Genomic DNA, 12,442 nt, shown 5'->3' on the forward strand with positions numbered 1-12,442 from the left:
TCCATCATTTTTTATAAAACAGGTTATCTAATTACATTTTATAAGAATTTAACATCGAAAGTAACAAATAGTACAGAAAATTTCCTGTACTATTTTTCTAAACTATTTACCTAAAATTTTATGTTGCATTAGTAAATATTGCTTGTTCAATCTAAGTCCTTCATCCAACGCTTCATCCTCAGAATTAATATTATATTAACCATGAATGATTTTGTTTAATAATTTTTGATGTCTTTGAACTTGTTCGATACTATCTACTTCTTTATAATCTTGAATATGACGATTTCCTTCATATTCACTATTCACATAACCTGTATAACCACTATCTTTCAACACAGTAATAATATCTTGATATGGAATACTTGGCTCTTCCATTAGATCATTAATTTCGTAAAATTTCCCATGCACATGCATAATATAAGGAATATACTCTTTTAAAAGATTTGGATCTGTGTAAACCATATGAGTACCTAATCTAGCAAACAATTTATCATAATCATTTGCATAAGCCATATTTTGCACTTCTTTCTCAATTACTTTCATATCTACTCTATTGGCATAATTATCGCTTATAAATTCAACAATTTTTGGATCCGCACCATGTCTAACATGCCAATCCTCCATCACACTTGGCATGCGTTTTACAAACACACCTAAATCAGGCATAATACCAAACCATTTTGTTCCAGTTTTCTGGATGAATTCCATCCTCTCTTCAAACCAAGGAGTACCGAAAGTAAATGGGGCATGTACTTCTAAAGCTATTTTTACGTCTTTTCCTTCTGCATATTCTAACGAAGCATCGATTACATCAATCGGTGTTGCAACAAGAGTTCTTAATACTTTACAACCTAATTTATTTGCAATATCGATATCTCTTTTCATCATTTCTACTGATTCATCACGTGTTGTAATACGATTTGGGAATAATTTAAGTTCTAGAAATGCATCATATGCAATTGGAGTTAAATCATACTTTTCCATCCATCCATGCCAAGTTTCATAAAAAGATTCAGGAATTCGCGGGAATCCTTTAATCATTTGTTCGGGTAAAATTTCAACCCCTTTTGCACCTGACTTAGCTACCTCTTGTATACAACCTTCTAAATCTAATTTACCTGTATAGAATTCTTCTTGATAACTGTATAAAGATACACCTGTTTTAATAGTTTCTTTCATAACTCATAACCTCCTCATCTTCTTTTCTAATCGTTCCAAGTTTTAATATTTTTTTGTCTGCACCTGTATTTGGGTGAGGTTGATATGAAATTCGAAGACTAACAAATGCTTCAATCGTATGTTCCTTATCTTCCAATCCGCCAGGGGCACGTACAAAAATAACAGCCTCCTCGGTCATTTCCCATCTATTATTAATAACAGTTGAAATTTCACTGTATGGGAATGAACCTGTTTCAACCTCAACAGTCATATCATCATGAGAAATACTCTTCCCATTTATTATTAAGTTTATTTCATTTATACATGATAAGGTAATTCCGCGATAATACGGTATTCTTAATCCCACTTTGTATCCTACTATTTCTCCTCTTTTTTCTACATTGCAGAACGTTTTTTCAGAAATAAGATATTTTTCAAACATGCTGTTCCCTCCATTTTTAACTACTTATTAAAAGAGCTCAATTTTTCTGTATGTGTTACTTCTTCTTGTAATGAACTATCTGTTACTTCTACTGATTTATCTTTTAATTTAAGGGCTAGCAAAAGCCCTACCCCACTAATAATTGTTACAAATAAGAAAGTGATAGTTATTGCATATTTTTCTGAATCTAAACCACTTAAACTTGTATTCTTTGCTAAAGCTGTATATAAACCTACAATAATTGAGATACCGATTGAACCTGCAATATTTGTTAAAGTACTATATACAGCTACACCATGTCTGTATAAATGCTTTGGAATAGCATTCATTGCTCCCGTTTGTACTGGTGTCATTAGAAATCCTGTCCCAATCATACGTAACGAATAAAAAATAACAATCATCCAAATAGTTTTTTCAAATCCAATTATCGCAAGAGGAATTGTTGAAAGTGTAACAATGGAAAAACCGATTAAAATCAGTACTTTAATCCCCATTTTATCTGTTAATTTTCCTACAAATGGAGACATTGCCCCCATTAATGCTGCCCCTGGTAATAAAATTAAACCAGATACCAACGCTGAAGTTCCTTGTACATTCTGAGTATAGAGAGGAACAATTGTTTCCACGCCAAACATCGTTGCAAAGGCAATACTAACTAATATAGCTGACACTGAAAATATCTTATATTTAAAAACTCTAAATTCAATCATCGGTTCAGAAAGTTTCAATTGTCTTCTCACTAAGAAATACAATGATATAGCTCCAATTGCAATCCAACTAATTGTTGTAATATCTCCCCATCCTAATGTTCCTATTAGACTTAATCCATAAAGAATTCCAGTAAAGGCCACTGTAGATAAGACTACTGATAATACATCAATTTTTATGTTTTTATTCGTTTCGGTAACATTCTTTAAAATCAAATAGGAAGCAATAAATATACATAAAACAACTGGAAATGTTCCAAAAAATAAGTATCTCCATGAAAAATAATCAATGATTCCACCAGCAAGTGCAGGACCAATTGCAGGGCCAAAACAAATAACTAGGATTAGTAATCCCATTGCACTACCACGATTTTCATTTGTTGTAATTTGTAGAATTATATTTGATACAAGCGGCATTATTAATCCTGCACCGATTGCCTGTATTAAGCGACCTATTAAGAGAATTGTAAAACTAGATGCAATGCCGGCTAACATTGTTCCTATTAATAAAGTAATCACAGCAGTTAAGAATAATTGTCTTGTTGAAAATCTAGCAATTAAAAATGCTGATATTGGGACAATTATTCCACTTGTTAGCATAAAAATAGTCGTTACCCACTGTGCTTTATTAGCATCAACTTGGAAATCTATCATAATTTGAGGAAGTGCTGTTATTAAAAAAGTTTGATTTAATACAGCAACAAAAAGTGTCAATAGAATTAATGCCAATAATAAGTTTTTATTGTATTTCGTTTGTTGGATCTCTTTTTCCATTCTCTTCTCTCTCCTTAAGTTGAATATTGAGTCAATATTAATCCCTAATTCATTTTAACTTCTCACTTAAGAAAGAGCTTTCTCATCTTTTTACAATTTGCTTTAATTTTTTAACCACACTATTCAGTGAACTTTTGTCGTATAGATTAATAATTCATATGTTATTTTTAATCTTTAATTTTTTCATTAATAATTTAAGGCTTTTTCGCTTCCTTTCTAGTTTTCCAATGTAGTTATCTTTAAGAATCTAATTCGTTTCATTGCGCTATAGTCACACCCTTCGCCGTGGAGGAAGCTGATCCTCCTACTTCGCCTGCGGGTCTAAGAGCTTCCTCTATTTCCGCATGAGTCGTTTGACTTACGCTACATTCCACTATTTGTTTTAAATAGTATTCAAAAGCTATAATACTTACGAAAAGAGCCATGATTTAATAATGCACACAACCATTGAAACGGCTATGTGCATCTATTTTTAACATATTAATTATTAAACCAAACGTTGTGCATTTAATTTTTCTCTAATTTCACTAGATTTATTATCATCTAATTTATATAGAAACACAGGAATCATAGCTAGTAAGAAACAAATACCAGGTAATACGTTTACTACCAAATTAATACCAGCAATTGCTTCTGGTGTTTGTTCAGCGTTCGCCACATATCCAAAAGAACCTAATAATGCTACTGTTACAGCACCACCAAGTGCACTCGCAAATTTAGTCGCTAAACTTGTTGCTGCAAAAGCGGTACCATCTACACGCACACCTTTTTTATACTCTAATTCATCGATAGCATCAGGAATCATAGCCATAACAATAGGTGTTCCAAATTGAGCTAATCCGTATAAGAATGTTACAACTAATAACATTGTAATATTGCTGTAATCGATAAAGTAAAGGATTAATAGGAATACAGCTGAGAAGAAGTAAGAAATATATAACAAATTCTTTTTACCAATTTTGGTTCCAAAACGAGTAAATAATAAGATTCCAAGTACCGCTCCAATCGCAGGTAATGGCATAAAGATAGCTATTAAATCCATTCTTTTGATTACGTAAATATAATAGTAGATTTGAACACCCATTCTACCAAAGAACGCTGTTAATGAAGTCAGTAACATAAAGAAAATTAAAATCAGAGACTTACTTGTTAAAACACTTGCAAATGATGTTTTGAAAGATATTTTTGCTTTATTAATAGGTTGTACAACTTCTTTTGTATTGAAGAAAAGTATATAGAAAAGAGGAATTGCAATTACTGCTAGTACTACAGCCGTCATCGTATATCCATTTCCCGTTAAAGAACCTTCATTTCCACCACTAAAGAAAATAATTAATGGCATAGAAGCAATACTGAGAGCTACACTTCCTAAATTAGTAAATGTCATTCTGAAAGACATTAGTGCAGTTCTTTCACTTTGTTTAGATGACATAACAGAGGATAATGAACCATACGGAATATTAACCACAGTATATAGCATACTTAGTCCGACATATGTAAATACGGCCCATGCGATTTTCGCATCCATAGATCCAAGAAAGCTTGGAGAAGTAAATGCTAATACACTAAATAGAGCTAAGAAAGGTGTACCATATAGTATATAAGGTCTAAATCTACCGTGTTTTGAATTTGTACGGTCTGCAATAGCACCAAGGATTGGATCGTTAATCCCATCCCAAATTCTTGAAAATAACATAATCATTGCAATAACTGCAGGTGCAATTCCAACAACATCTGTATAATAAATAGTTAAATATGAACCGCTGAAACTCCAAAATAATTGACTTGCGAAATCTCCTAATCCATAACTAACTTTTGTTACCGTAGACAGCTTTTCATTCTTTTCAACAACTTCAGTTTCTATATTCTCAGTAATAACACTTGTATTACTCATGAATTTTCCCCCTTTATTGAAATTGAAAGAATAAATTAAAAGCGGTACCTTACTTTTAAATTTATTAAGCGCTTTCTGATTTAAATTTTAAATGTAACCACTTACATTTGATATTATTTTTTTACTCTGAATGATATAGATATTTAATCTGTTTTCTGTTGTAGTAATTAAATGATTAATTTTCATTACTATTCTTTAATATATAAAGGTTATAGACTCCCTAACAATTAATCATTATGTATTATTGAAGATTCACAATCTATGAATTTAATCATCATCTTATCAATTACGTTGTTAATAAAGGCCGTAATGCTTGTTGCTTTTGACTTATATTTAAAACCACTAGTGGAATGGAGAGGATATTATCGAATTCTGCGGGAAGTTGAGGACGCTTTAAACTCCACATGCGAATGATGTATCTGGAGCGCAATGAAATGAACCATATTTTATGGATAACTGCATTTGAAAACAACAAAGTATCTGAAAACTCCCATAATAAAAAGATGAGACCTGTGCATACAGATCCCATCTTTTTTATTACCAACATATATTGCACCATTATTTTAAACTATTAAGGATATTACGTTCCATTTGTATATGTCTTCTAGTCATTTCTACCGCGTCAGGTGATGCTTCGTATTCAGACATAATGTATCCATTAAAGTTAGCCTCATGAAGAACTTTCAAAATGTCAGTATATGGAATACTAGCTTCTTCAAGGTGTTCATGCATGTAATGAAATTTACCATGACAGTATTTAATATGTGGTACAATTTGTTTAAATCCCTCTAAATCTGGATTATGACTAAATTGAACAAAACCGTACATACCTTGTAATGCACCAATAACAGCTCCATTTGCTCCTGCTTCTAGTAATTTCTTCATAGCCTCTTCTTTCGGTACATTATCGTAACGGCAGTTTGCAGCCAATTCTAATAACTCCAGAGGTGCTCCGTTCTCAAGTGCTTCATCCCAATATACTTTGTTAGGTTTCGTAGCAAAACATCCGAAATCTTGTACAAAACCAGCATAATCCGTTCCTAACTTTTCAAATAATTCCACATATTTTTGGATTTTGGGAGACGAGGGATTATCCGGATTATGAATTTCCACTCCTAATTTAACTCCGTAGTTTTCAGCATAAGGAACTAATTTCTCAATAGCTGCTGGCGATAAATGATATTGTACTCTCATCATTTCACACCCTAATTTATTTGCAGTTTTGATATCAAGAATTGCAGACTGAACGAGCTCGTCATCTGTTAAATCTCGGTCCGCAGTAACCCCTCTATCCGCACTTGCACCGTACGATACAAACTTAATTCCATAATGATCACTCATTGACTTAAAATTATTAACTACTTTTTCAGTAGCATAAGGATATGTAGATAACATTGATGCTCCAACAAGTTCAAATCCTTCACCACCAATTTCAGAGGCAGAACGAATACAATCCTCTAATGAAAGAATCCCTTTTACATAATCTGTTGAAAAACTAAATAACGAAACTCCTAGTTTTATATTACTCATGAATTCTATCCCCTCTCTTACTATCTTAAAGTTAATGTTTTACTTCCACATGAATCTAGAACTGCATAATTATGTTTCTCTGTATTTCCTGGAATGAACATATATGCGTTACGTAATAATAGTGTTACATCAATATGGTGTTTGCCCTCTTCTAAACCACCTGGTAAATAAACTTTAATTGTCGCTGCTTCATTACAATTCCAGAACTCTGAAATAAGATATGGGATTTGTCCTATAGTAAATTCTTTACCATTCAAGCAGAAATTGATATCATTCGCTTCTACTTTTTCACCATCTACCATAATTGTTAAATCTTCAATACAAGATAAATAATGTCCGCGATAATAACTTAATCTAATTTGGAACTCATAACCTAACTTCTTTCCATTTACAAATGTATTCGCAAGACTATCGTCAACTACTGTATCAACAAAAGGTAATTTCATTACAAATGTCATTTTTTCTCTCTCCTCCTACTTTTGACTATTTTTTCACTTTATTTTCCAAATACAACTTCCTTACCAGTTTCTGCAGATTGATAGATTGCATCTAAAATTTTTGTTACTACAAAGGCTTGTTCTGGCTGTACTAATGGCTCTTTATCTTCTTTTACTGCCGCTAACCATTGTTTTGCTTCTAATACTTCTGGTGAATTTGCTCCACCTTCAAAATATGCAATATTTCCTACTGGAGATTTTTTCTGTTCAACTAACATATTGTTGTGCGCTCTGTTGAAAATTAATTCTTTTTCTTTTTGTCCCATTCCAGAAATAATTTGTGCTCCACCCTTTGTTCCGCAAAGCGTTGTTGCTGCTTCTTTCGCATCTAATGTGTTTAATGCCCATGAAGATTCCAGGAAAATGGTTGAGCCATCTTCCATTTTGATATATCCAAATGCTGAATCTTCTACTTCAAACGTTTCCGGATCCCATGGTCCAAATAGATTTCCTTCTGGTCCTTCTGGTAATCTGCCTAATTTATGGAATACTGATCCCGATACGGATACTGGCTTATAGTTATCCATCATCCATAATGTAATATCAAGGGCATGCGTACCGATATCGATTAGTGGACCTCCACCTTGTTGTGATTTATCTGGAAACACTCCCCAAGTTGGCACGGCACGACGACGTACTGCATGTGCTTTTGCGAAGTAGATTTCTCCTAATTCTTCTCTTTCACAAGATTGGTGTAATGCTTGGACTTCTTCTCTGAAGCGGTTTTGGTAACCAACAGTGAATTTCTTTCCTGATTTTTTCCAAGCATCCATCATCTTTTGTGCTGCTTCTGTATTGTGTGCCATTGGTTTCTCACATAAAACGTGTTTGCCAGCTTCAAAAGCAGCAACTGTAATTGGGCTATGCGATACGTTTGGTGTACATACATGTACGATATCAATGGTTTTATCTTTTAATAATTCATTATAATCAGTGTATACTTTCGCATCTTCTGATCCGAATTCTTTTGCTGCTTTTAAGGCTCTTTCTTCTATAACGTCACAAAATGCTACCATTTCACACTCTTCTTTGAATTGTGCCAATGCTGGGAAATGTTTGTTATTTGCAATACCACCACAACCGATGATAGCTATTCTTAATTTACTCATTTGAATACTCTCCTTTAAATTGTTTTCGCTTTCAAAATTATTTTAACTTTTATCTCCATACTTTCCCTTTTATTTATTATCTTTTGTACATTGAATTTTAGGCTAATTTCTCTAAAAATTTTTTCGATATTTTAATAGCAGATTAAAAAACAATTTGTTATATTTAATCTCAATAACACTATTAACATATCCAAAAATCTAAACATACAAAAAAGAGATGAAAAAAACCTGAGGCGATTTTTTCATCTCTTCTTTTAAATATTATGACTCACTGAATAATAAATTGAGTTCATATAATCTTACTTCATGAGGTTGAAGTTTACCCTCAATTATTATTTTATTTTCATCCACAAAAGTATGGTCTACCTTCATATAAGGAACACATTTTTGTTTTAGATATTCTACTTCATCCGGTTTCATATCATAAACCGAACCAAAATTTAGCCATTCATCTAAAACACTACCGTGTTCACGATTAATTCTTTGTTCTTTAATACGATATCTACCATTAGATATCCCTTGGATTTTGAATGAAATGTCCAATGAATCAGTATTTTCAAATATTCCATAATGTTCACTTATCTCAATACTACCCTCTGGCTGAAGATAATAAGAATAATCAAAATGTTTATAATTGAAACAAATAATCTGATATCGTTCCCCTGATTTTTTTGTAATGATATAATTTTCGCCTTTTGAAACTAATATTTCACCTAATTGTTTTAATAATGAAAATGAATGATAACTTGGTTTTTTTATACCACTTTTTGTGATTAACCCTACACCACCATGTAGTAAATTCTTAGAATCCTTGAAGTCACCAAATATATCAGAACACATCCAATAACCTAACATATTCACATGCTGATTTAAATTATCTACAATATTTTTAGCTATATAGGACGCTTTAAAACAACTATCATTTAAATAGTCGCGACTTGAAATGGAAATATTCCACTCTGTAACATTTAATTCTACGTGATTAAATCCAGATCTCTCCATGGATTCTTTTACCTGTTTTATTTTATTTTTAACATAGTCACGGTTCGTCGAGGTCACATTCTTTTTAGTATTTCTATCACTTTCCGTTTCTATTGGGTAGACATAAAATGAAAGAAAATCCGGTTGTATTTCGTGCGTATTCCATTGTTTCAAGAATAAATCTAGCTTTTCAGTTTCTAAATCTGTTGCTAATCCGCAACCACCCACTTTTGCCTCTGGAACAATATCATTCAAAATTTGCTTTAGAAAAGAAAATACCTTGAAGTATTCCTCAAATTGAGCAGGGTCATGTCTGTTACTCTTATTTAACTTCTCATCATTACCAATATCTATGATAGGGTCTATATTATTACCCCAAATTTCAAAATACCATGTTACTACTTCCTCAATCCCATAACGTTCGACGCAATGCAGTAAGAAAGCCCTTAGTAACTTCTTCCATTCATCAAGTGATTTTTCATTATTTGTCTGATAAATGAGGGTTTGTCCAAAGGATTTTAAAACGAGCTTTGGTTTCGGTCCTAGCTCAATAAATGGTTTTAATCTATTTTTTATTAAGAAATCTAGTAATTTATTAATAGTTGAAAAATTGTAAGCTACTTGGTCATCCGATTTATCTTCAACATGCATTTCATCACAGAATAATCCCCAAAACCTCGCATATGTAAATCCTATATCTGATTGCATAAGAGATAACTGCTCTTGCATATCTGAATTTAATAAGTCCGTTGCGTATCCAACATTAATTACCTTGTTCCAATATTTCGTATAAGCTTCAAATTTCGATATTTTCACAATATCCGTTTCAATTAATATGGGTTCATTTTTAGGGTGTACTGGTGAAACACATTCAAGGTAATTACGCAATTCTAATAATGCTTCTTCATTTTCCACTTTATCATTACTTACTGTTTTTTCATTATTTTCAATTTTTTCTACTTTACTTTTTCTATAATCAACAGGCTTCACCTTAAATTTATCATTGAATACCCTATTAAATGCTACTAGATTTGGGAAACCATTATCAAGCGCAATCCGAGTAATTGGTTTTTTCGTGTTAATTAGTTCATTTACAGCATGTGCGAGACGTACTTTATTTAAATATTGTGAGAATGTTTTCCCAGTTTGTTTTTTAAAAAATTTAGATAAATAAGGTACTGTTATATATTGAGTTCTTGCTACTTCCTCCAATGTTAATGCTTCCCGGAAATTATTTTCAACATATTCAAGTATTTCCATTAACCTTTCATTCGCCATTTCCTCCGAAAGAAGTGGTTTTATTTCTTGATGCTTTCTATCTCTCAGGTAATTTAATTGAATAAAAGAAATTAATTTTAATACCTTTTCCCAGAATCCCGCTAACGAAATATCTGACTCCTTTAAATATACTAAAAGTACTTCCTCAATTACATCTTTCATCTGTTGATTAGATGAAACCGTATTTTCTAGAGAATTACATTGAAAATATAGATTCTCCTGTTGGAGAATTGACCGTATTTGAAAATAGTTAAAATGGATTATAACAAATAAATTATTTTCTTCTGAATGAAAAGAATGTAGTTCATTCGAATTTACGATGACAAAATCTGATTTATTTAATGTAAATAAATTATTCTTTATCTTTACTTCTAAATTTCCTTCAATCATATAAATTAATTCGATATCATTATGTGCATGATCTAAGACATTTTTACCATTCATGACTGAAATAGTTACTAATTTGGAATCTATTGAAGGCTGAATTGTTTGTGTATGTAGCATTCTATTTCCTCCACCGAATATTCAAATTACAAACACTTACATTTTAATATAAAAAGATATCTTATCACCTCAATATTCCCAATTACTATATTTCCCCATTCTAATAATCAGAAATAAATGTAAGCAATTAATTTTCACTATACAAATAGTAACACCCTGTCCATCATTAAACAATTTTTAATTCCAATTAATAGATTCTTTCAGATAAATGACAACGATATAATTATTATCTTTAAAATTTCACATTAAGTATTGAAAGATATCAATTAGGGGCTGTACCAATAAGATATGTTAATTGAAGGTTTTATATAAAATCGAAAAGGAGAAAGGTTGATTTAACAGCTTTTCTCCTTTTCTTTGTCAACGTTATTCCCAAGAAAAACGGCTTATAGGACAGTCCCCATATGCTGAGTCTAAAATATTATGCGTTTACTACGTCTAATTCTTTTTCAAATGCAACTTCCTTACCAGTTTCTGCAGATTGATAGATTGCATCTAAAATTTTTGTTACTACAAAGGCTTGTTCCGGCTGTACTAATGGTTCTTTATCTTCTTTTACTGCCGCTAACCATTGTTTTGCTTCTAATACTTCTGGTGAATTTGCTCCACCTTCAAAATATGCAATATTTCCTACTGGAGATTTTTTCTGTTCAACTAACATATTGTTGTGCGCTCTGTTGAATATTAATTCTTTTTCTTTTTGTCCCATTCCGGAGATAATTTGTGCTCCACCTTTTGTTCCGCAAAGCGTTGTTGCTGCTTCTTTCGCATCTAATGTGTTTAATGCCCATGAAGATTCCAGGAAAATGGTTGAGCCATCTTCCATTTTGATATATCCAAATGCTGAATCTTCTACTTCAAACGTTTCCGGATCCCATGGTCCAAATAGATTTCCTTCTGGTCCTTCTGGTAATCTGCCTAATTTATGGAATACTGATCCCGATACGGATACTGGCTTATAGTTATCCATCATCCATAATGTAATATCAAGGGCATGTGTACCGATATCGATTAGTGGACCTCCACCTTGTTGTGATTTATCTGGAAACACTCCCCAAGTTGGCACGGCACGACGACGTACTGCATGTGCTTTTGCGAAGTAGATTTCTCCTAATTCTTCTCTTTCACAAGATTGGTGTAATGCTTGGACTTCTTCCCTGAAGCGGTTTTGGTAACCAACAGTGAATTTCTTTCCTGATTTTTTCCAAGCATCCATCATCTTTTGTGCTGCTTCTGTATTGTGTGCCATTGGTTTCTCACATAAAACGTGTTTGCCAGCTTCAAAAGCAGCAACTGTAATTGGGCTATGCGATACGTTTGGTGTACATACATGTACGATATCAATGGTTTTATCTTTTAATAATTCATTATAATCAGTGTATACTTTCGCATCTTCTGATCCGAATTCTTTTGCTGCTTTTAAGGCTCTTTCTTCTATAACGTCACAAAAAGCTACCATTTCACACTCATCTTTGAATTGTGCTAATGCTGGGAAATGTTTATTATTTGCAATTCCACCACAACCGATAATAGCAATTCTTAATTTAGACATATTAATTCACTCCTAT

The 12,442-nt window shown here is 32.3% G+C and carries 10 protein-coding genes; all 10 read right to left on the reverse strand.

Going from position 1 to position 12,442, the window contains the following annotated elements; all coding sequences use genetic code 11:
- Positions 1 to 195: 195 nt before the first annotated feature.
- Positions 196 to 1,179 (reverse strand): sugar phosphate isomerase/epimerase family protein, encoded by a 984-nt coding sequence (locus tag HWV59_RS17320; RefSeq protein WP_175639620.1) that lies wholly within the window; start codon positions 1,177 to 1,179, stop codon positions 196 to 198.
- Positions 1,163 to 1,600, reverse strand: a complete 438-nt coding sequence (locus HWV59_RS17325) for a C-glycoside deglycosidase beta subunit domain-containing protein (protein ID WP_175639621.1) — start codon at positions 1,598 to 1,600, stop codon at positions 1,163 to 1,165. Before HWV59_RS17325 ends, HWV59_RS17320 begins: the two co-directional genes overlap by 17 nt.
- A 20-nt stretch (positions 1,601 to 1,620) precedes the next feature.
- The gene (locus tag HWV59_RS17330) at positions 1,621 to 3,081 is read right to left on the reverse strand and encodes a DHA2 family efflux MFS transporter permease subunit (protein WP_175639622.1); all 1,461 of its coding nucleotides are present in this window, start codon (positions 3,079 to 3,081) and stop codon (positions 1,621 to 1,623) included.
- Positions 3,082 to 3,568: 487 nt separating this feature from the next.
- Complete coding sequence (locus HWV59_RS17335; protein WP_175639623.1) at positions 3,569 to 4,975, reverse strand: MFS transporter; 1,407 nt, start codon at positions 4,973 to 4,975, stop codon at positions 3,569 to 3,571.
- A 286-nt stretch (positions 4,976 to 5,261) separates the two neighbouring features.
- The gene (locus tag HWV59_RS17340; protein WP_175639624.1) at positions 5,262 to 5,522 is read right to left on the reverse strand and encodes a hypothetical protein; all 261 of its coding nucleotides are present in this window, start codon (positions 5,520 to 5,522) and stop codon (positions 5,262 to 5,264) included.
- Positions 5,523 to 5,533: 11 nt separating this feature from the next.
- Positions 5,534 to 6,505 carry a sugar phosphate isomerase/epimerase family protein gene (locus tag HWV59_RS17345; protein WP_175639625.1) on the reverse strand — a complete coding sequence of 324 codons (972 nt, stop codon included), beginning with the start codon at positions 6,503 to 6,505 and terminating at the stop codon, positions 5,534 to 5,536.
- 20 nt (positions 6,506 to 6,525) lie between these two features.
- Complete coding sequence (locus tag HWV59_RS17350; protein ID WP_175639626.1) at positions 6,526 to 6,963, reverse strand: C-glycoside deglycosidase beta subunit domain-containing protein; 438 nt, start codon at positions 6,961 to 6,963, stop codon at positions 6,526 to 6,528.
- 38 nt (positions 6,964 to 7,001) lie between these two features.
- The gene (locus HWV59_RS17355; protein ID WP_175639627.1) at positions 7,002 to 8,111 is read right to left on the reverse strand and encodes a Gfo/Idh/MocA family protein; all 1,110 of its coding nucleotides are present in this window, start codon (positions 8,109 to 8,111) and stop codon (positions 7,002 to 7,004) included.
- A 261-nt stretch (positions 8,112 to 8,372) separates the two neighbouring features.
- Entirely contained in the window at positions 8,373 to 10,874 is a 2,502-nt protein-coding gene (locus HWV59_RS17360) for a GH39 family glycosyl hydrolase (protein ID WP_175639628.1), read from the reverse strand.
- A gap of 421 nt (positions 10,875 to 11,295) precedes the next feature.
- Entirely contained in the window at positions 11,296 to 12,426 is a 1,131-nt protein-coding gene (locus tag HWV59_RS17365) for a Gfo/Idh/MocA family protein (RefSeq protein ID WP_175639629.1), read from the reverse strand.
- Between the last annotated feature and the right edge of the window lie 16 nt (positions 12,427 to 12,442).

The organism is Metabacillus schmidteae, from assembly GCF_903166545.1.
GTDB lineage: Bacteria > Bacillota > Bacilli > Bacillales > Bacillaceae > Metabacillus > Metabacillus schmidteae.

Excerpts from the sequence above, each read along its gene's own strand:
- HWV59_RS17330 (WP_175639622.1), bottom strand. The coding sequence starts at position 3,081 with ATGGAAAAAGAGATCCAACAAACGAAATACAATAAAAACTTATTATTG.
- HWV59_RS17355 (WP_175639627.1), bottom strand. The coding sequence starts at position 8,111 with ATGAGTAAATTAAGAATAGCTATCATCGGTTGTGGTGGTATTGCAAAT.
- HWV59_RS17365 (WP_175639629.1), bottom strand. The coding sequence starts at position 12,426 with ATGTCTAAATTAAGAATTGCTATTATCGGTTGTGGTGGAATTGCAAAT.
- HWV59_RS17345 (WP_175639625.1), bottom strand. The coding sequence starts at position 6,505 with ATGAGTAATATAAAACTAGGAGTTTCGTTATTTAGTTTTTCAACAGAT.
- HWV59_RS17325 (WP_175639621.1), bottom strand. The coding sequence starts at position 1,600 with ATGTTTGAAAAATATCTTATTTCTGAAAAAACGTTCTGCAATGTAGAA.
- HWV59_RS17320 (WP_175639620.1), bottom strand. The coding sequence starts at position 1,179 with ATGAAAGAAACTATTAAAACAGGTGTATCTTTATACAGTTATCAAGAA.
- HWV59_RS17350 (WP_175639626.1), bottom strand. The coding sequence starts at position 6,963 with ATGACATTTGTAATGAAATTACCTTTTGTTGATACAGTAGTTGACGAT.
- HWV59_RS17340 (WP_175639624.1), bottom strand. The coding sequence starts at position 5,522 with ATGTTGGTAATAAAAAAGATGGGATCTGTATGCACAGGTCTCATCTTT.
- HWV59_RS17335 (WP_175639623.1), bottom strand. The coding sequence starts at position 4,975 with ATGAGTAATACAAGTGTTATTACTGAGAATATAGAAACTGAAGTTGTT.
- HWV59_RS17360 (WP_175639628.1), bottom strand. The coding sequence starts at position 10,874 with ATGCTACATACACAAACAATTCAGCCTTCAATAGATTCCAAATTAGTA.